This window comes from Microtetraspora sp. NBRC 16547 (assembly GCF_030268965.1).
GTDB lineage: Bacteria > Actinomycetota > Actinomycetes > Streptosporangiales > Streptosporangiaceae > Microtetraspora.
Genome location: NZ_BSSE01000029.1, coordinates 25,685 through 44,240, shown reverse-complemented (window position 1 = coordinate 44,240; position 18,556 = coordinate 25,685). Strand labels below are relative to the sequence as shown.

Annotated in this window: 18 protein-coding genes and 1 riboswitch; of the genes, 7 read left to right on the top strand and 11 right to left on the bottom strand. The window is 71.7% G+C overall.

The window, feature by feature from the left end:
- Window positions 1–108: 108 nt before the first annotated feature.
- Window positions 109–942 (bottom strand): SGNH/GDSL hydrolase family protein, encoded by an 834-nt coding sequence (locus QSK17_RS29540; RefSeq protein WP_285708757.1) that lies wholly within the window; start codon window positions 940–942, stop codon window positions 109–111.
- A 151-nt stretch (window positions 943–1,093) separates the two neighbouring features.
- Here QSK17_RS29540 and QSK17_RS29535 point away from each other — a divergent pair, with 151 nt between their 5' ends.
- A complete protein-coding gene (locus QSK17_RS29535) occupies window positions 1,094–2,335 on the top strand; it encodes an isochorismate synthase (RefSeq protein WP_285708756.1) in 1,242 nt (413 codons plus the stop codon).
- Here QSK17_RS29535 and QSK17_RS29530 read toward each other — a convergent pair.
- Window positions 2,310–2,960, bottom strand: coding sequence for a YigZ family protein (locus QSK17_RS29530; RefSeq protein ID WP_285708755.1), 651 nt, complete (start codon window positions 2,958–2,960; stop codon window positions 2,310–2,312). The genes QSK17_RS29535 and QSK17_RS29530 overlap by 26 nt on opposite strands.
- 63 nt (window positions 2,961–3,023) lie before the next feature.
- On the bottom strand, window positions 3,024–4,136 hold the full coding sequence (locus QSK17_RS29525) for a winged helix DNA-binding domain-containing protein (protein ID WP_285708754.1): 1,113 nt from the start codon (window positions 4,134–4,136) through the stop codon (window positions 3,024–3,026).
- Window positions 4,137–4,253: 117 nt separating this feature from the next.
- Here QSK17_RS29525 and QSK17_RS29520 point away from each other — a divergent pair, with 117 nt between their 5' ends.
- Complete coding sequence (locus QSK17_RS29520; protein ID WP_285708753.1) at window positions 4,254–4,997, top strand: GntR family transcriptional regulator; 744 nt, start codon at window positions 4,254–4,256, stop codon at window positions 4,995–4,997.
- On the opposite strand, the gene QSK17_RS29515 is transcribed toward QSK17_RS29520, so the two are convergent.
- From QSK17_RS29515 to menB, 4 genes are all read right to left on the bottom strand, one after another.
- A complete protein-coding gene (locus tag QSK17_RS29515; protein WP_285708752.1) occupies window positions 4,984–5,616 on the bottom strand; it encodes a DedA family protein in 633 nt (210 codons plus the stop codon). The two genes, QSK17_RS29520 and QSK17_RS29515, sit on opposite strands and share 14 nt — an antisense overlap.
- 88 nt (window positions 5,617–5,704) lie before the next feature.
- On the bottom strand, window positions 5,705–7,369 hold the full coding sequence (menD, locus tag QSK17_RS29510) for a 2-succinyl-5-enolpyruvyl-6-hydroxy-3-cyclohexene-1-carboxylic-acid synthase (protein WP_285708751.1): 1,665 nt from the start codon (window positions 7,367–7,369) through the stop codon (window positions 5,705–5,707).
- Window positions 7,366–8,301 carry an o-succinylbenzoate synthase gene (locus QSK17_RS29505; RefSeq protein ID WP_285708750.1) on the bottom strand — a complete coding sequence of 312 codons (936 nt, stop codon included), beginning with the start codon at window positions 8,299–8,301 and terminating at the stop codon, window positions 7,366–7,368. The genes menD and QSK17_RS29505 overlap by 4 nt, the downstream gene beginning before the upstream one ends.
- Window positions 8,301–9,131 (bottom strand): 1,4-dihydroxy-2-naphthoyl-CoA synthase, encoded by an 831-nt coding sequence (gene menB, locus QSK17_RS29500; RefSeq protein ID WP_285708747.1) that lies wholly within the window; start codon window positions 9,129–9,131, stop codon window positions 8,301–8,303. Before menB ends, QSK17_RS29505 begins: the two co-directional genes overlap by 1 nt.
- Before the next feature lie 69 nt (window positions 9,132–9,200).
- On the opposite strand from menB, the gene QSK17_RS29495 reads away from it, so the two are divergent.
- The 3 genes from QSK17_RS29495 (at window position 9,201) to QSK17_RS29485 (ending at window position 12,274) form a co-directional block, all read left to right on the top strand.
- On the top strand, window positions 9,201–10,397 hold the full coding sequence (locus QSK17_RS29495; protein WP_285708746.1) for an AMP-binding protein: 1,197 nt from the start codon (window positions 9,201–9,203) through the stop codon (window positions 10,395–10,397).
- 33 nt (window positions 10,398–10,430) lie between these two features.
- A complete protein-coding gene (locus QSK17_RS29490) occupies window positions 10,431–10,799 on the top strand; it encodes a hypothetical protein (protein WP_285708745.1) in 369 nt (122 codons plus the stop codon).
- Window positions 10,800–10,930: 131 nt separating this feature from the next.
- Window positions 10,931–12,274: an RNA polymerase sigma factor gene (locus QSK17_RS29485; RefSeq protein ID WP_285708744.1), complete on the top strand. Its 1,344-nt coding sequence runs from the start codon at window positions 10,931–10,933 to the stop codon at window positions 12,272–12,274.
- Between the two features lie 177 nt (window positions 12,275–12,451).
- Here the strand turns inward: QSK17_RS29485 and QSK17_RS29480 are convergent, their stop codons facing one another.
- Window positions 12,452–12,850, bottom strand: coding sequence for a hypothetical protein (locus QSK17_RS29480; RefSeq protein ID WP_285708743.1), 399 nt, complete (start codon window positions 12,848–12,850; stop codon window positions 12,452–12,454).
- Between the two features lie 124 nt (window positions 12,851–12,974).
- Here QSK17_RS29480 and QSK17_RS29475 point away from each other — a divergent pair, with 124 nt between their 5' ends.
- On the top strand, window positions 12,975–13,550 hold the full coding sequence (locus tag QSK17_RS29475; RefSeq protein WP_285708741.1) for a TetR/AcrR family transcriptional regulator C-terminal domain-containing protein: 576 nt from the start codon (window positions 12,975–12,977) through the stop codon (window positions 13,548–13,550).
- Between the two features lie 306 nt (window positions 13,551–13,856).
- Window positions 13,857–14,057 carry a DUF5999 family protein gene (locus QSK17_RS29470; RefSeq protein WP_067184826.1) on the top strand — a complete coding sequence of 67 codons (201 nt, stop codon included), beginning with the start codon at window positions 13,857–13,859 and terminating at the stop codon, window positions 14,055–14,057.
- A gap of 98 nt (window positions 14,058–14,155) precedes the next feature.
- Here the strand turns inward: QSK17_RS29470 and QSK17_RS29465 are convergent, their stop codons facing one another.
- The 3 genes from QSK17_RS29465 to gcvP all read right to left on the bottom strand — a co-directional run bounded on the left by QSK17_RS29465 (window position 14,156) and on the right by gcvP (window position 18,256).
- On the bottom strand, window positions 14,156–14,752 hold the full coding sequence (locus tag QSK17_RS29465; protein ID WP_285708738.1) for an alpha/beta hydrolase family protein: 597 nt from the start codon (window positions 14,750–14,752) through the stop codon (window positions 14,156–14,158).
- Between the two features lie 4 nt (window positions 14,753–14,756).
- Window positions 14,757–15,281, bottom strand: coding sequence for a hypothetical protein (locus tag QSK17_RS29460; protein WP_285708737.1), 525 nt, complete (start codon window positions 15,279–15,281; stop codon window positions 14,757–14,759).
- A 113-nt stretch (window positions 15,282–15,394) separates the two neighbouring features.
- Entirely contained in the window at window positions 15,395–18,256 is a 2,862-nt protein-coding gene (gene gcvP, locus QSK17_RS29455; RefSeq protein WP_285708736.1) for an aminomethyl-transferring glycine dehydrogenase, read from the bottom strand.
- 172 nt (window positions 18,257–18,428) lie between these two features.
- Window positions 18,429–18,520, bottom strand: a riboswitch (glycine riboswitch).
- Between the last annotated feature and the right edge of the window lie 36 nt (window positions 18,521–18,556).

The window sequence follows — 18,556 nt, the reverse complement described above, 5'->3', positions numbered from 1 at the left end:
CTGCACAGCTCACTGCACAGCTCACTGCACGTCGAACTCGTTGCCCTCAGGAGGCATGGGGATCCGCGCAGTCGATGACAACTTTCCCGTCAAAGGTCATGAAACCCGCTATTGAAGCATCTCGGGCCCGTGCTGCGCCGTCATGTCTCCGAGGGACGCAGCGTCGAACGTCACTTTGGCCAGGGCCCGCTGCCCCTCACCGCTGGGATGGAAGTAGTCCCACGCGCTCACGTGCTTCAGCGCGTACGGGAAGGAGAAGACGGCCCCACCGTCGTAACGGCAGGCCGGGCCGTACGCCAGGCACGCCTCCTCCAGCCGCGCGTTGTACGCCATGACCCGCGCGCGCACCCGCGCCCGCCGCAGCAGGTCCTGCCTCGCGGTCGAGGCGGGCTCGGCCAGCATCGACGGACAGATGTGCCCGACCGTCCAGAAGGCCCGCGCCAGGGTGCTCGTCCTTCCCAACGACCACAGCCGCCGCAGGTCGGGGATGCTGCCGACGAACACCCGCGCACCGGTGGTGCGGAGCACGGCGAGGGCCTCGTCCACCCGCTGCCCGAAGACCGCGACCGGGGTCATGGCCTTCTCCGAGGCCGCGCACGCGTCCTGCGCGCCGATCATGACGGTCACGTAGTCGGCGCCCTTCGCGACCGCTTCGCGGGCCTGGCCGGCGAGGTCCGCGCTGGTCGAGCCCGGGACGGCGAGGTTCACGTTGTGGCCGTCGATGCCCGGGACGAGCGCGCGCAGCCGCAGGTAGTGGCTGTTCACCTCGGCGCTGTCCCCCGTGGACCAGGACCGCGAGGCGCAGGACGCATACCAGCCGCAGGCGTTGAACCCGGCGCTGATCGAATCACCGAGCGCCGCCATCACCACCGTGCCGGTCTGGGCGGACACCGTACTCGGGAGCAGGAGTGCCGCCGCGGGAAGAATGGACGCGATCCGCATGCGCCCAAAGGTAAGGAGCGTCGTGGGGCGCGTTCCATCGCCTCTGGGAAAGGTGCGGCTTGTGTGACCAACTTCCTATCACCGCTTGACAAGGAGTGCGGCAAGGGGGGCTCGTGTCGAACATGTTCAGTTTCTGCGTAAAGTGGTTCAAGTGAGTGTCGCTCTCATCCGCCCCCTCGTGGTGCGCACGGTCCCCGTCAGCGATCCCGGAGAACTCGTCTCCTGCCTGCCGGACGCCGCGCCGTACGCGTGGATCCGGCACGGGGAAGGGCTCGTGGGCTGGGGCGAGGCCGCCCGCGCCACGATCCCCCCGGGTCCGGACCGGTTCCGCTGGGCCCGCGACTGGGTGTCGTCGCTCTTCCGGGACGCGCGCATCGACGATGACGTGGAGACGCCCGGCTCGGGGCCTGTCGCGTTCGGTTCGTTCACCTTCGAGGCCGGCGCCACCGGTTCGACGCTCGTCGTCCCGCGTGTGGTGCTCGCCCGCAGGGGCGGCCGCGCCTGGCTCACCACGATCGGCGAGGACGACAGCGGAGCCGACCACCGGCCCGTCCTCAGGACCCCGCCGACGGCGCCCGGCCGCATCCGGTACGGCGACGGCTCGCTGACCGCGCCGGAATGGCAGCACGCCGTGGCGAGGGCCGTGCGGCAGATCAACGACGGCAGGCTCGACAAGGTCGTCCTGGCCCGCGACCTGACGGCCGTCGCGGAGAACGACATCGACGTCCGCGTCCTGCTGTCACGGCTGTCCGCCCGTTATCCCGAGTGCTACACGTTCTCGGTCGACGGCTTCACCGGCGCGACGCCGGAGCTGCTGGTCCGGCACCGGGGCGACTCCATCGAGTCGCTCGTCCTCGCCGGGACCACCCCGCGCGGCGTGGACGAGGCCGACGACCTGGCCCGTGGCGCGGCTCTGTACGCCTCGCCGAAGGACCGGTACGAGCACGTCTGCGCCGTCAGCTCGGTCAGGGAGGCACTCGCTCCCCTGTGCTCCACGCTCGACGTTCCGGACGAGCCCGAACTGCTCGTGCTCCCGAACGTGCAGCATCTCGCCAGCCGGGTGAGCGGGCGGCTGTCCGACGGCGCCTCCGTGCTGGACGTGGTCGCGGCGATGCATCCCACCGCGGCGGTCGGCGGCACGCCCACCGGCACCGCCCTCGACGTCATCCGCGAGCTGGAGGGCATGGACCGCGCCGGCTACGCCGGCCCGGTGGGCTGGATCGACGCCAGGGGCGACGGCGAGTGGGGCATCGCCCTGCGCTGCGCGCAGATCACCGGCAACCGCGCCCGCCTGTTCGCCGGGTGCGGCATCATGGGCGACTCCGACCCGGTGGCCGAGCTGGCCGAGGCCCAGGCGAAGTTCCGCGTCATGCGGTACGCCCTGGAGAGCTGACCGCCCGGTCCTCCCTGAGGTGGACGCCGTCGCCCGGAAGGGCGATGGCCCGTCCCGCCGTCACGCCCGCGAGCCAGCCGGTGAAGGCGTCGAACGCGTCGTCGGCGACCGCCACCTCGAACGTCACGTCCGAGCCGTAGTCCACCGCCCGGACGGGGTACGGCGACGCGCGCAGGTCGTTCTCCAGCCGCCCTGAGTGCGCATGGTCGATCACCACGGACACGATCGTCGCGGGGACCATCCGCACGCTCGCCGCGCGGTCGAGCGCCTCCCCCACAGCGCCGCCGTAGGCCCTGACCAGGCCGCCGGCGCCCAGCAGGACGCCGCCGAAATAGCGCGTGACCACGGCCACGACGTCGGCGAAGCCGCGCCGGTTCAGCACCTCCAGCATCGGCGTCCCCGCCGTGCCGCCCGGCTCCCCGTCGTCGTCGGCCTTCTGGATCCGCGCCCCGATCACGTACGCCGTGCAGTTGTGGGTGGCGTCGCCGTACAGCCGCCTGCGCTCGGCGATGAAGGCCCTGGCTTCCTCCTCCGTCCCCACGGGGGCGAGCGCGCAGATGAACCGTGAGCGGCGGACCTCGGTCTCGTGCTCGACGGGGTCGGTGATGGTCAGGTAGGAGGGCATGCCGTCAGCGTAGCCAGCCCAACGCCTTTACAATGTAGATTCATTCAGGAGGGGCGAGCGCGCTCACCCGACGACGAGCTCCGCGGGACGCCCCAGCAGCGCGGCGATCCGCCCCGCGGCGGCCTCGAGCGCTCCTCCCGGCACGGGATCGACGAGCTCCACGGCCAGCCGCCCGTCCTTGACCTCCCAGACCCCGGCCACCCTCCCCCGGTGGACCACGACCGGGGAGATCCAGCCCGCCGCACGGCTCACCTTGGCCCTGGCGACCGCGGGCAGCAGGGCCTCGAGATCACGTGGTGCACCCAGGACGTACTGGTCGAACCCCGGCAGGAGATGCACGGCCTCGGACGGCCGGGCGGCGGCCAGTGCGTCCACGTGCTCGGCGAGCGTCACCATGGGCATCCCGTCCACCTCGACCTCGGCGAGCTCCGGAGCGAGGTCGCGGAACCACCCGCGCAGCACCGCCTTGCGCGCCGCGCCCCGCAACAGCCAGGAGTCGAACATCTCGGGGGTCGCCGGACCGTGCGCCCCCAGGAACGCGCGGACGAGGCTCCCGCCGCCCTTCTCCGCGGACGGCAGCGCGTCCGGCCAACCCGCCAGCCAATCGGCGGGACGGGCGAAGGTCACCCGCCCGTCGCGCGGCGGGCCGTAACACAGCTCGCCGAGGAAGCTCAGCGGCTTGAGCAGCGCTCCCCAGCCGGAGGTGAGAGCCTGGCGCAGGTGGCCGTCGCCGGTCACCTCGATGACCGCCTCGACCAGCTCCTCGCGGGTGAGAGATCGCCCCTTGAGCGCCTGCGGCACCGCCTCGATGATCGCCTCGACCTCGGCGGCGGTGACCCCGTGCCCCCGCTGCCACGACCCCTTCTCCCAGAACCGCAGCGCACCCAGCGTCGCGCAGTACGTCGCCAGCTCGTCGGCAGGGACCAGATGGAGCGTGCCGCGCATCAACCACGTCTTGACGAGTGTGCGCTCTTCCCACAGCGCCTCGTCGACGGCACCGGCTCTCGGGGCGGAGGAGCGCACCGCCAGCGCCAGCTCCGCGGACGAAGCCACCTGGGCCTGCACCCCGCACAGCCGGCGGGCGATCATCACGGGGTCGGATCCGGCGGCCGGCTCGACGAGATGGCGCTCCAGTCGCCACGCGAGAACCTGGGGCCAGGTCAGTTGAGGGGTCACCCCGATGTTCTACACCCCTCCACCGACAGTCCGCCCCCTCCGCCTGATCACCTGAGCGGAAATCGGGGGCCGCGGAGGGCTTCGTCAGGACATTCTGATGTCCGCTAACCTCGACGTGTGACTTCCGAGCGTCTGCACATCGAGCTGGACCGGTCGAGCCCCATCCCCCTCTACTTCCAGGTCGCCGAGCAGATCTCGGAGGCGATCCGGCGCGGCGACCTCGCCCCCGGCTCGCGGCTCGACAACGAGATCCAGCTCGCCGAGCGGCTCGGGCTCTCCCGTCCCACCATCCGGCAGGCGATCCAATACCTCGTGGACAAGGGCCTGCTCGTCCGCAAGCGCGGTGTCGGCACCCAGGTCGTCCACGGCCAGGGCAAGCGGTCGGTGGAGCTCACCAGCCTGTACGACGACCTCCGGCGGGCCGGGCAGGAACCGGCCACCCGGGTGCTGGCCATCGGCACCGAATCCGCCGACGAGAACGTGGCGGCGGCACTCGCACTGCCCGAGGGGACCGAGGTCCTCAGGATCGAGCGGCTCCGCTACGCCGCGGGAGAGCCGCTCGCCCTGCTCAACAACTGGCTGCCGATCGGCGTCGCCGATCTCTCGGCCACGTCACTGCAGGAGCGCGGGCTGTACGAGCTGCTGCGCGCCGCCGGCGTCAGGATGCGGGTCGCCAACCAGCGGATCGGCGCCCGGGCGGCCACTCCGACCGAGGCGCGGCTCCTCGAGGAGCGGCGTGGCGCTCCCCTGCTGACGATGGTCCGCACGACCTACGACGACCAGGGAAAGGCCGTCGAGCACGGCTCCCACATCTACCGGGCCTCGCACTACTCGCTGGAGGTCACGCTCATCGAGCGGTGACGGACTCCGGCTTCTCCTCCCCGTCCGCACTGACCTTCCGCTTGAGCCAGACCGTGGTGCCCAGGCCCAGGAGCAGGGCGGCGGCCAGCCCGACCCAGGAGAAGCCCTTCAGCCACTTGTCGGCCACGATGCCCAGGAAATAGATGGCCGTCGTCGTGCCGCCCGCCCACGCGATGCCGCCGAGCACGTTGGCGACCAGGAACCGCCAGTACGGCATGCGCAGCGCGCCCGCCAGCGGACCGGCGAGGATCCGCAGCAGCGCCACGAAGCGGCCGAAGAACACCGCCCACATGCCCCAGCGGTCGAAGAGCCGCTCCGCCTTGGCGATGTGGGCCGGCCCGAAGTGCTTGGGGAACCTGCGGCCCAGCCGGTCGAACAGCGGCCGGCCGCCCCTCCAGCCGATGTAGTAGCCGATCGAGTCGCCGATGATCGCCCCGGCGCTGGCGCACACGCCGAGCACGACCGGGCTGACCACGCCCTTGGCCGACAGCAGCGCCGCGCTGACCAGAACGATCTCACCGGGAAGCGGGATCCCCAGGCTCTCCAGCCCGATGACCGCGCCGACAAGGATGTAGACCCAGACGGCTGGGATCGTCTGCAGCCACTCCTCGACGTGCATGGAACTCCTCATAAGCGGGGCGGGGTGAGCACGCTCCATTCTGCCGCCGCCCCGGCAATGACACATCCATCGCGAGGACCATCGTGGGTCAGTCTCCGGTAGCACTCGCAATCATCGCTGAGCGTACGGCCTCGCCCATGGCGGCATGTACGGCAGCGTTGCGGTCACGGTGCGTGCGCACCTCGACCATGCGCATGCCGTCCCCCTTGATCGCCCTGGACAGGTCGTCGAGATCCTCGACCCGCGTGTACGGCAGGCCGGTCGAGGCGGCGACGTATTCGAGGTCGACCCCGTGGGAAGTCCCGAAGATCCGCTCGAAGGAGTCGCCCACGGTCGCCTGCGGCAGCAGCGAGAAGATCCCGCCGCCGTCGTTGTTGACCACCACCAGGCACAGGTCGGGCCGCGGCTCCTGGGGGCCGAGGATCAGCCCGTTCTGGTCGTGCAGCAGCGTCAGGTCCCCGACCAGCGCGTACGACGGGCCGTTGTGGGCCAGCGCGGCGCCCATGGCCGTGGACACCAGCCCGTCGATGCCGGACGCGCCGCGGCTCGCCATCAGGCGCAGCCCGCGGCGGGGCCGCATGGCCTGGTCCAGGTCCCTGATCGGCATCGAGGAGCCGCAGAACAGCAGCGAGCCGTTCGGCAGGATCTCGACCAGGTCGCGGGCCAGCCTCGGCTCGGTCAGGCCGGAGCCGTCCAGGACGGAGTCGATCGCGTGTCTGGCGACGTGCTCGGCGTGCCGCCACGAGCGCAGCCAGGAGTCGTCCCCCGAGGTGACCGGGATCTCCACCGCCTGCGCGACCTGGGTCGCCGACCGCGTCGGGTCCGGCCAGCGGGTGAGGTCCGAGGCGACCACGATGTGCTCCTCGGCCCGCCTGATCCACGACAGCAGCGGCCGCGACAACCCCGGCCGCCCGAGCGTCACGACGACGTCAGGCCGGTGCGCCTGGGCGAACTCGGGGTCGCTGAGCAGGAAGTGGTAGGTCGAGATGGCGTGATCGCCGTAGCGGCCGCCGCCGTTCGGCTCGGAGAGCACCGGCCAGCCCGCCATCCCGGCGGCCGCGACGTACCTGCGGACGTTGGCCGCGCCGTCGCCCACCACGAGCACGCCGCGCCTGGTCGGCGGGATGTGCAGTGCGGACGCGGGCGGGGCCACCCTCGCCCTGATCCACGCGCCGCCCGCGTCACCGTCCAGCGACTCGCACCACGAGCCGTCCCCGTCGGGGATCAGCGGCTCGCGGAAGGCCAGGTTGAGGTGAACCGGCCCGGGGTCCGGCGGGCCGGCGGCCCGCTGGTAGGCGCGGCAGGCGAGCGAGCGCCAGTAAGCGGCCTGCCCCGGCCGGTCCTCCGGCACGCCGACCTCGGCGAACCAGCGGACCGCGGAGCCGTACATCTTGACCTGGTCGATGGTCTGGTTGGCCCCGGTGCCGCGCAGCTCCGGAGGCCGGTCGGCGGTCAGCACCAGCAGCGGCACGCCGGACTCCGACGCCTCGATCACGGCGGGATGGAAGTTCGCGGCGGCGGTGCCGGACGTGCAGATGATCGCGACGGGCCGCTCCGACCGCTTGGCCAGCCCGAGTGCCAGGAAGGCGGCCGACCGCTCGTCGATCCGCACGTGCAGCCGGATCCGCGGCTCCTCGTGCACGGCCAGGGCCAGCGGCGCCGACCGGGACCCGGGAGCCAGGACAACGTCGGCCACCCCGCAGCGCACCAGTTCGTCGACCAGCACCGTGGCAAGCGCGGTCGCGGGATTCACTGCCGCCCCTCTCCGGCCGTTGCGGCGGCCTCCTCCATCCGTCGTTTCCAGGCGGGCGACTCGATCTCATGCGCCTGGAGGGCGCGCTGATCCACCTCCGGACGCCGCACGGCCAGCACCCCGCCGACGGGGACGAGGGAGTCCGTGACGACGTCACCGCTGAGCAAAGGCATCGTCCCGAGTCCGCAAGCGTACGGCAATTCGGGCAACGCGGCAGCGAGAGCGAGGCCGGCCGCCAGGCCGACCGACGTCTCGACGGCGCTCGACACGACGACGGGCAGCCCGCACGCCTCGGCGACGCGCAGCGCGTTGCGCACACCGCCGAGGGGCTGCACCTTGATCACCGCGATGTCGGCCGCCTCCGCGGCACGGACCTTCAGCGGGTCCTCCGCGCGGCGGATCGACTCGTCGGCGGCGATCGGCACGTCCACCCGGCGCCGGACGGCGGCGAGCTCGTCGAGCGTGGCGCACGGCTGCTCGGCGTACTCCAGGTCGAACCGGGCGAGCTCCTTGAGCCGCCGGACGGCGGAGTCGACGTCCCAGGTGCCGTTGACGTCCACCCGGACCCGGCCACGCGGGCCGATCGCGTCGCGTACGGCCTCGACCCGGGCCATGTCCTCGGCGAACTCCTGGCCGCGCTCGCCGACCTTGACCTTGGCGGTCCCGCAGTGCGAGAGCCGTACGATCTCGGCCGCCTTCTCCGGGCCCACGGCGGGCACGGTGGCGTTGACCCGGACGGAGTCGCGCAGCGGCGCCGGCCAGCCGTCGAACGCGGCCTCACGCGCGCAGGCCAGCCAGCGGGCGCATTCGGCGGGGCCGTACTCGGGGAAGGGCGAGAACTCCCCCCACCCGGCGGGTCCGTGGATCAGCACGCCCTCGCGGACGGTCTGCCCCCGGAACCGCAGGGTCATCGGGATGCGGAAGACGTGCACTAGGGGCGGCGCGGGAACTTCGCGAAGTCCGGGGTGCGCTTCTCCTTGAACGCGTCGCGGCCCTCCTGGGCCTCCTCGCTCATGTAGTAGAGGAGCGTGGCGTCACCGGCGAACTGCTGCATGCCCGCGGCGCCGTCGGTCACCGCGTTGAGCGCGCCCTTGAGCATGCGCAGCGCCAGCGGCGACTTCTCCAGCAGCTCGCGCGCCCACTGGACGGTCTCCTCCTCCAGGCGCTCCAGCGGGACGACCGCGTTGACCAGGCCCCACTGCAGGGCCGTCTCGGCGTCGTACTGCCGGCAGAGGTACCAGATCTCGCGCGCCCGCTTGAGGCCGACGGTCTCGGCCAGCAGCCACGAGCCGTACCCGCCGTCGAACGAGCCCACCTTGGGCCCGGTCTGCCCGAACTTGGCGTTGTCCGCGGCGATCGTGAGGTCGCAGCAGACGTGCAGCACGTGGCCGCCGCCGATGGCGTAGCCGGCGACCATCGCGATGACGGGCTTGGGGCAGCGCCGGATCTGCACCTGCAGGTCAAGAACGTTCAACCGGCCGATGCCGTGCGTCTTGTCGTCGACGTAGCCGTCGTCACCGCGGATCTTCTGGTCGCCGCCGGAGCAGAACGCCCGGTCGCCGGCCCCGGTGAAAATGATCACACCGACCTCGGTGTCCTCCTGGGCGACGTTGAACGCGTCCCTCAGCTCGAAGAGCGTCGTCGGACGGAACGCGTTGTGCCGCTCCGGCCGGTTGATCGTGATCTTCGCGATGCCCTCGGCGGTCTCGTAGATGATGTCCTCGTACTCGCCTGACCGCTTCCAGTCGACGCCGCTCGTCACACTCGCTCCTTACTACCGCGATCCGCCCGTTCACCGGCGGTTCCGTCTGCCGGGACTAACCTTACGACCGTGCCCAGTAGTCGCGAACACAAGGCCCACGAAGAAGGTCCCGTCGAGAGAGCGGTGCACGCCCTGCTCCTGCCGCCCGGCCCGGCGCTCTTCGCCGCGGTCGAGCGCGCGCTTTCCGGAGAGGGCCCGGCGGTGCTGCCCCTCTCCCCCGACCTGCCGCGCCCCGCGCTCTCCGCCGCGCTCGCCTCGCTCCGGCCCACCCACCTCGTCACCTCCGAAGGCGTACGGCGGGAGCCGGACGGCGTGCCCACCGGCGCGGCGGTGATCATCGCGACCTCCGGATCAACGGGCGCGCCGAAGGGGGTCGAGCTGACGGCGGGCGCGCTGACCGCGTCCGCGCGGGCGTCCCTGGATCGCCTGGGCGCCGCGCGGGGCGAGCGGTGGCTGTGCTGCCTGCCCCCGTCGCACATCTCCGGGATGCAGGTGCTGGTGAGGTCGCTGCTGAGCGGGGCCGCGCCGATCATCCACCCGCGCTTCTCACCCGAGGACGTGGTCGCGAGCGGCGCCGACCACGTCTCCCTGGTGCCGACGCAGCTCAGGCGGCTCCTCGACCAGGGCGCGGACGTCTCCGCCTTCCGCACCATCCTGCTCGGCGGGGCGGCCGCCCCGCCCGGCCTGCTCGCCGAGGCCCGGGACCGCGGCGCCCGCCTCGTCACGACGTACGGCATGAGCGAGACCAGCGGCGGATGCGTCTACGACGGCGTCGCCCTTGACAATGTAGATCTCAAAATCGGCGCCGACGGCCGGATCAGGATCGCGGGCCCGGTCCTGTTCTCCGGATACCGGCTGCGCGAGGAGCGCGACGAGTTCGAGGGCGACTGGTTCGTCACGTCGGACCTCGGCGCGATCGACGGCACGGTCGACGGCTCAGCCGACGGGGGCCGCCTCACGGTCCTCGGGCGGGCCGACGACGTCATCAACACCGGCGGTCAGAAGGTGGTGGCCGCCGCCGTCGCGCGGGTCCTCTCCGAGCACCCGGGCGTCCGCGACGTGGCCGTGGTCGGCCGGCCCGATCCGGAGTGGGGCGAGATCGTCGTGGCCGTGGTCGTCGGCCCGGCGACGCTGGAGGAACTGCGCGAATACGCCAAGGAGCGGCTGCCCGCCTACGCCGCGCCACGAATGGTGCAAACGGTGCAACAGATTCCGATGTTGCCAAACGGAAAACCGGATATGGTCGCCCTGCGAAACCAAAAATGACCTCCGCGCGTCACATTTGAGGGAGGACTCCATATGAAGCCTGATCGCAGGATGCTGGTCTCCGCAGGTGTCGTCACCGCCATCGTGGTGGGCGGGGTCTCCGTGGCCACGACCGCCTCGGCCGGGCGGCTGGAGCAGGCGACCAAGGAGCAGGCCAAGGAGCAGGTCAAGGACTCGACGGCGAAGGCGAAGCCCAGCCCGAGCCGCAGCGCGGCGGCGCCGGCCGACGAGCGGACGATCTTGCCCGAGATGCTCGAGGACATCGCCCCCTACGTCGTGGAGAACCCCTTCAGCGACGATCCGGGCACGACGCGCGACTACTGGACGATCGAGCGGCTCCAGGGCGCCGAGCCCATGCCCATGCCCCAGGTCAGCATCAGCATCATCACCCCGTCGGAGTGACCTCCCCGCGTACTGGGGGAACAAACTGGGCTCGCCCGCGTTATTGATACAGGTGCGCCGAGCCGCCGCAACCGCCGCGCCCAGCCATTGCCACCCAGTACGACGTACTCCGTCATGGAGGAGGTGTCCTCATGCCCCCGACCGCCGTGGCGACCCCGCCCGAGCGCGCGGCGACCCCGATGACGACCCTGGACCAGCTTCTGGACCGGGGCCGCGCGCAAGGTCACCTTTCCCTCTCGCAGCTTCGCGAAGCGTTCGACCAGGCCGGTGTCGCACCCGCCGAGGGCCGCGCGATCCTCCGCGAGCTGGCCGAGGCGGGTGTCGATCTGACGGAGGCCGAGCCGGCGACGAAGGCATCTCGCACGGCCGCGAAGTCCACGAAGACCGCGAAGGCCGCCAAGACCAGGAAGTCCAAGCGGGACCCGGCGTCCGCCGGCGAGGCTTCCGGCGAGGACCTCGCCGACGAGGACGAGGAGCGGACCGCCGAGCGCCACGCCGAGGCGGAGGACGCGCACGACGAGAGCGCGCCGATCGACCTCGACGACAACTCCTCGGTCATGGGCGACTCCGTCCACACCTACCTCAAGTCGATCGGACGGCGCACGCTGCTGACCGCGGCGCAGGAGGTCGAGCTCGCCAAGCGCATCGAGGCCGGCCTGTACGCGGAGCACAAGCTGGAGACCGCGCTGGAGAACGGCGAGCCGCTGCGCCCCGAGGTCCGCGAGGACCTCGAGTGGGTCATAGAGGACGGCAAGCGCGCCAAGGACCACATGCTGGAGGCCAACCTCCGCCTGGTCGTGTCGGTCGCCAAGAAGTACACCGACCGCGGCATGGCCCTGCTCGACGTCGTGCAGGAGGGCAACCTGGGCCTGATCCGGGCGGTCGAGAAGTTCGACTACACCAAGGGCTACAAGTTCTCCACGTACGCCATGTGGTGGATCCGGCAGGCCATCCAGCGCGGCTTCGCCGACTCGGCCCGGACGATCCGGCTGCCCGTCCACGTGCTGGAGATGCTGTCCAAGCTGTCGCGCGTGGAGCGTGACATGCACCAGCGTCTCGGCCGGGAGCCCTCCCCCGAGGAGCTGGCGGTCGAGCTGGACAAGACGCCCGACCAGATCGAGGAGCTGCTCCGTACGAGCAGGCAGCCGATCAGCCTCGACTCCACGATCGGCGAGGACGGCGAGACCCGCATCGGCGACCTGATCGAGGACGTGGACTCCCCCGAGGCGTCCGAGGTCGTGGACCGGCAACTGCTGGCCGAGCAGCTCAAGGGCGTGCTCGAGAACCTGTCCCCGCGCGAGGCCAAGATAATGGCCCTGCGGTTCGGTCTGGCCGACGGCAAGCCGCACACCCTCGACGAGATCGGCAAGTTCCTGGGCCTCACCCGGGAGCGGATCCGCCAGCTCGAGAAGGAGTCGCTGTCCAAGCTGCGCCACCCGAGCAACACCCGGCCGCTGCTCGACTGGGCCAGCTAGTGGCCCTCCCGGCACTAGGAGCCGCAGGGAACACGCAAGACGACACGAACGACAACACGTAAGACACGGAAACGGCCCGTGCTCCTGATGGGGCACGGGCCGTTCGCCATTCAAAGGGCCGCTACGGACCACTACGGACCACTACGGACCACTAAGGGCCGCTACGGGGAGACGGGCTCAGCGGGCCACCGCGGCGGCGCGCGGCACCCGGACGATGCCGGTGAGCCGGTGCGCCTCCCGCACGGTGCGCAGGCGGTTCACCTCGGCGGTCCACATGGCACCCTTGGGCGTGGCCTTGCCCTTCCTGCGGCGGATGCGGTCGTCATAGGACTTCACACCGAACGTCGCGCGCTGCGCGGCCTCCGCGGCCCGCAGGGCGTCGGTGAGTGCGCGGTCCAGTTCGAGACCTGCCTCGCGCAACTCCTGCTCGGTCGCTCCGGCGGCCTGCTTCTCGCGTAGGGCCAGCTCGGCCGCCCTCGCCTTCTCCAGCAGGTCGTGGTACCCCTTTCCGACCTCCTGGTCGGCGTGGTACCTGACCTCCGCCTCCCGGCTCACACGCGGACGGAAAAACGCCATCGACGGTCCTTCCAGATCGGGCACATATCGCTGGCCGTAGCGTACGCCGTTTCGCGGCGACCCTCACATCCGGGCCGGGTGTGATCCTTTACACAGTAAGGTTCGCTATGGCAGCATGATCGCCATGCCTGCCAAGCGACCGCCGGTCCCGCTCTCCCGCGAACGCATCATCGACGCCGCCCTGCACATCGCCGACGGGCAGGGCCTGCGCCGGCTCACCATGCGCCGCCTCGGCGACGCGCTCCAGGTGGAGGCGATGGCGATCTATCATCACCTCCCCCGGGGCAAGGACGCGCTCATGGACGCCCTGGCCGAGCACGTGACGACCGTGCGGGTCGAGGCCGAGGGCGGCTGGCAGGACCGGGCCCGCGCCTGGGCCCGCGCCGGCCGTGCCGCCCTGCTGGAACACCCCGGCGTGCTGTCGCTCGCGCTGACCAAACCGCCCAAGGGCACCGCGCTGATGACGATCAGGGACCAGACGGAGCAGCTCGCCGAGGCCGGGCTGACGGGCGCGGCGGACGCCGTACGCGCCCTGCGGGCGTACGTCTTCGGTAGCGTCGCGGTCGAGGTGCAGCAGTCCGGCTGGGCCGATCCCGACGCCACCGTGCGGGACGCCAGGACCGCCCGCGGAGAGGAGGAGTTCGAGCGCGGCCTCGACGCCCTCCTCGCCGGCCTCCAGGCCACCGGAACCACCGCCTGAGCAGATGATCCGGCCGATCCTGGACACTGTAATCCGCCGGTTACCAGACGGACGGCGTGTCGAGCTTGGACCGTTATCTTCCCTGAGGCACTCTTGTGGAATAGCTCACAGCGTGGTGAGCGGAACCCGCGCGGGCGCCCCCGGCCCCCTCCCCCAGGACCGGCGGAAACCGTCCTAACGGACTATGTCGCCACGAGGCGAGCGGGCGGCACACTGGTGCTGTCCAATGTGCGGTTAGTCACACATCAACCCGAGACGCCCGCAGCCTCGTGCAGCGGGCCGACAATAAGACACGGAGCCCCGGCGATGTGCCCTCATAGCCCGTCCTGTCCTAGCGCGGAAGCGAAGGACCGAGAAGCCGCCCGCACCATCGCGGCGCACCCCGAGCAGGGGTGGAGCCTGCTGTGCAACGGAGTCGTCCTCTTCGAGGACACCGGCGAGCTGCTGCCCGACGGAGCGGCCATCGCCCCGCACCGTCCCACCGACCTGGCCTCCAGCGCCGCCTGATCGGTTTCGCGGCCGGCTCACCCGGCTGGTCCGTCCAGCCGGGGCCCTTCCATCCGGCCGTCCTGTTCGGCCGGACTCACCGGTCCCGTCGCCCACGGTCAGCCGGGCCTCCGGGACAGCAGCCACCGGGCCACTTCCTCGCCCACGCGAGCGGGATCCTTCTTCAGATCGTGTCCCTCCCCCGGCAGCACCACGAGCCGCGCCGCGTCGGACGCCGCGGGCACCCCGAACGGGTCGCGATCCCCATTGATCACCAGAACGTCCGTCTCCGCCTGCCGCAGCTCATCCGCTCTTGAACGTTCCGGCTTGCCCGGCGGGTGCAGGGGGAACGCCAGCGCGACCACCGCGTCCGCCTTCACGGCGCGGGCCGTACGGCAGGCGACCCTGGCGCCGTTGCTCCGCCCGCCCTGCACGAGGGGCAGCCCGGGATAGCGGGCCCGCAGCTCGTCGATCATCGCGATCCACGACTCGTCCTGCCGGACCGCCGAGCCCGGTGCCCGCGCGCCCCTGAGCCGGAACGGCTGGGTCACCCGGGCGACCGTTCCCCCGATGTCCAGCACGGCGTCTCGTACGGCGAGCAGGTCGGGCGCGTCCACTCCCCCGGACGAGCCGTGGGTGAGCACGAGCAGCAGCCACGGATCGGCGGCCTCGTCCACCTCGGCGGTCCCCGGTCCGTGCGGCGTCACAAGTTCCACGCGGTCACGTTATCGAGGGGCGGACGTCCCTGTTCAGGCGGAGCCGCACTTCCTCGGCCAGCGCCGCGTCCGGATGGGCCAGGCCGTACCGCCAGACCGACTCGGCGTCGCCGTCCCGGCCCCTCAAGGGCAGGACGCGGGCGAGCAGCTCGATGGCGAGCGCCCCGGTGCCCGCGTCGGCTCCCTCTCCGGAGCCGACGCCCTCCTCGACCGCTCCGGCGAACTCCCCGCACGCCATGTCGAGGTGCGCGAGGCCGAGCAGGACACGCAGCCGGGCCGGGTCCGCGACGCCGGGCACGGACAGGGCGCGCAGCAGGAGGTCGGCGGCCTGTCCCGGCTCGCCGTCCTCCAGCAGTTGCTCGGCCATCCGCTCGGCTACGGCGGAGAGCCCCGCAGCGCCCTCCTGCCGGTCGGGCGCGTCGCCGTCGGCCGCGATCTCCGCGAAGATCGCCGCGGCGGCGTCGAGATCACCCGCCTCGGCCAGCCGACGCGCGCGGTCGATCTGCCGTCCGGGGTCGATGGCCGTCATGCAGGCCCTCCAAAATCGGGGATCGGCAAGATCCTAACGATCGGTGGGCCCGCGCGGGGAAGACATGCGCATGATGTTCGGCCCGGCTCCGCGAATCTTCCCCGCGCGCGCGGTCAGTCCTCGTACGCCTCCAGGGGAGGGCAGGAGCAGACCAGGTTGCGGTCCCCGTAGGCCTGGTCGATCCGGCGGACCGGCGACCAGTACTTGTTGTCCCGCAGCGAGGGAACGGGGTAGGCCGCGACCGTGCGCGAGTACGGGTGCGGCCACTCGTCGGCGACCAGGCAGGCCGCCGTGTGCGGCGCGTTGCGCAGCGGGTTGTCAGTCCTGTCGTACTCCCCGGACGCGACGCGGGCGATCTCCCCACGGATGGCGATCATGGCATCCGCGAACCGGTCGAGCTCGGCCAGGTCCTCGCTCTCCGTGGGCTCGATCATCAGGGTCCCGGCGACGGGGAACGACATGGTCGGCGCGTGGAAGCCGTAGTCGACCAGGCGCTTGGCCACGTCGTCCACGGTGACGCCGGTCTCCTTGGTGATCTGCCGCAGGTCGATGATGCACTCGTGGGCGACGAGGCCGTCCCGCCCGGTGTACAGCACCGGATAGTGCGGGGCGAGCCGCTCGGCGAGGTAGTTGGCCGAGAGGATCGCCTGCTCGGTCGCCCGGCGCAGCCCCTCCCCGCCCATCATCCGGATGTACGCCCAGGAGATCGGCAGGATGCCGGCGGAGCCGTACGGCGCGGCCGAGACGGCGCCGGCGCCCCGGCCCGGGAGGTAGGGGGCGAGGTGGGCCTTGACGGCGACCGGCCCGACGCCCGGCCCGCCACCGCCGTGCGGGATGCAGAAGGTCTTGTGCAGGTTGAGGTGGCTGACGTCCGCGCCGAACTCGCCGAGCCTGGCCAGGCCGACGAGGGCGTTGAGGTTGGCGCCGTCGACGTAGACCTGTCCCCCGGCCTCGTGGACCCGGTCGCAGATCTCGACGATGGTCTCCTCGTACACGCCGTGGGTGGACGGGTACGTCACCATGATCGCGGCGAGCGCGTCGCGATGCTTGTCGATCTTGGCGGACAGGTCGGCGAGATCGACGTTGCCGTTGTCGTCGCAGGCGACCACGACGACCCGCATCCCGGCCATGACCGCGCTGGCGGCGTTGGTGCCGTGCGCGGACGACGGGATGAGGCAGACGTCCCGCCCGGCCTCACCGCGGCCGTGGTGGTAGGCGCGGATGGCGAGCAGCCCGGCGAACTCTCCCTGGGACCCGGCGTTGGGCTGGATCGACACCGCGTCGTAGCCGGTGACCTCGGCGAGCCAGCCTTCGAGGGTCTCGACCAGCTCGACGTAGCCGGCCGCCTGGTCGATCGGGACGAAGGGGTGGATCCCGGCGAACTCCGGCCAGGTGATCGGCTCCATCTCGGTGGTCGCGTTGAGCTTCATCGTGCAGGAGCCCAGCGGGATCATCGAACGGTCGAGGGCGACGTCCTTGTCCTGGAGCCTGCGGAGATAGCGCAGCATCGCCGTCTCCGAGCGGTAGGAGTGGAACACCGGGTGGGTCAGGAATTCGGTGGTCCGCGCCAGGCCGGCCGGAATCGCGTCGGAGGTCACCCGGTCCAGGTCGTCGATGAGCGGGCCGCCCTCGGACGCGCCGGCCACACCGAACGCCGTCCACACGGCCTCCAGGTGCTCGGCCGCCGTCTTCTCGTCACAGGCCACCGCGACGTGGTCGGCGTCCACGAGGCGAAGGTTGACGCCCGCCGCCTCGGCGGTGGCCACGACCTGTGCGGCGCGTCCCGGAACGCGGGCGAGAACGGTGTCGAAGAACTCCTCGTGCACCACCTCGACGCCGCCCTCGCGCAGCCCGGCGGCGAGGACGGCCGCGTGGCGGTGGACCCGCTGCGCGATCCGCCGAAGCCCGTCCGGGCCGTGGTAGACGGCATACATGGAGGCCATGACCGCGAGCAGGACCTGCGCGGTGCAGATGTTGCTGGTGGCCTTCTCCCGGCGGATGTGCTGCTCGCGGGTCTGCAGCGCCAGCCGGTACGCGGGCTGTCCGTCGGCGTCCACGGAGACCCCGACCAGACGGCCGGGCATCTGCCGCTGGAGCCCCTCCCTGACGGCCATGTAGGCAGCGTGCGGGCCACCGAAGCCGAGCGGGACGCCGAACCGCTGCGACGAGCCGACGGCGATGTCCGCGCCCAGCTCGCCGGGCGCGGCCAGCAGCGTCAGCCCGAGCAGGTCGGCGGCGGCGATCACCTGGGCGCCCGCCGCGTGCGCCCGCTCGGCGAGCGCGCGGAAGCTCGCGACCCGCCCGCTCGCCCCGGGGTACTGCACCAGCACGCCGAAGCAGTCCGGCAGCGCGACGGCGGGGTCGGAGAGGTCGGCCTCGACCAGCGTGATGCCGAGCGGCTCGGCCCGGGTCGCGAGGACCGCCTTGGTCTGCGGCAGCGCGTCGGCGTCGACCACGAAGACGTCGCTCTTTACCCGGCTCGCCCGGCGGGCCAGGGTCATCGCCTCGGCGGCGGCCGTGCCCTCGTCCAGGAGCGAGGCTCCGGCGACGTCGAGGCCGGTCAGGTCGGTGATCGCGGTCTGGAAATTGAGCAGCGCCTCCAGCCGCCCCTGCGAGATCTCCGGCTGGTACGGCGTGTACGCGGTGTACCAGCCCGGGTTCTCCAGCACATTTCGCAGGATGACGCCGGGGATGATCGTGTCGTGGTAGCCCAGGCCGATCATCGAGGTGAGCACCCGGTTGCGCCCGGCGATCGCCCGCAGCTCCGCCAGCGCCCGCGCCTCGGTCGCCGCCTCGGGCAGCGCGAGCGGGGTCTCGGTCCGGATCGCCTCGGGCACGGCGACGGCCACCAGGTCGGCGACGGAGGCGTATCCGACGGCCTCCAGCATGCGTGCCTGCTCGGCGTCGGACGGGCCGATGTGACGGGCGGCGAAGGGAGGACCGGAAAGATCGCGAAGTGGTGACCGGTCGGTCATGGCAAGCCTCCTGGAGCGGTCGAGACCTAGACGGCGCACGCGTGCGCCTGGTCTCCCCCTCTGTCATCGCGACCAGCCGACCGGCGGCGGGACCACGACCTGAGAGCTTCACCCCGAAGGGCTTGCACCGTCGGTGAGCACGCCTGGTGGACGTGCTGCTTTCCAGAGTTGCCTCTCCCGTGCGGTACGGGATGCCTGAGAGATTCCGGGGAGGGTTGCTCCTTCGGCGCCTCCACAAAAAGAGGTCTCTCCCGCACAGGGTCGCCGGCTCAAATCACTCTACCGCCTACCCTGAGGCGG

Excerpts from the sequence above, each read along its gene's own strand:
- QSK17_RS29540 (WP_285708757.1), bottom strand. The coding sequence starts at position 942 with ATGCGGATCGCGTCCATTCTTCCCGCGGCGGCACTCCTGCTCCCGAGT.
- QSK17_RS29530 (WP_285708755.1), bottom strand. The coding sequence starts at position 2,960 with ATGCCCTCCTACCTGACCATCACCGACCCCGTCGAGCACGAGACCGAG.
- QSK17_RS29515 (WP_285708752.1), bottom strand. The coding sequence starts at position 5,616 with ATGCACGTCGAGGAGTGGCTGCAGACGATCCCAGCCGTCTGGGTCTAC.
- QSK17_RS29490 (WP_285708745.1), top strand. The coding sequence starts at position 10,431 with ATGAAGCCTGATCGCAGGATGCTGGTCTCCGCAGGTGTCGTCACCGCC.
- QSK17_RS29485 (WP_285708744.1), top strand. The coding sequence starts at position 10,931 with ATGCCCCCGACCGCCGTGGCGACCCCGCCCGAGCGCGCGGCGACCCCG.
- QSK17_RS29480 (WP_285708743.1), bottom strand. The coding sequence starts at position 12,850 with ATGGCGTTTTTCCGTCCGCGTGTGAGCCGGGAGGCGGAGGTCAGGTAC.
- QSK17_RS29475 (WP_285708741.1), top strand. The coding sequence starts at position 12,975 with ATGCCTGCCAAGCGACCGCCGGTCCCGCTCTCCCGCGAACGCATCATC.
- QSK17_RS29470 (WP_067184826.1), top strand. The coding sequence starts at position 13,857 with ATGTGCCCTCATAGCCCGTCCTGTCCTAGCGCGGAAGCGAAGGACCGA.
- QSK17_RS29460 (WP_285708737.1), bottom strand. The coding sequence starts at position 15,281 with ATGACGGCCATCGACCCCGGACGGCAGATCGACCGCGCGCGTCGGCTG.
- gcvP (WP_285708736.1), bottom strand. The coding sequence starts at position 18,256 with ATGACCGACCGGTCACCACTTCGCGATCTTTCCGGTCCTCCCTTCGCC.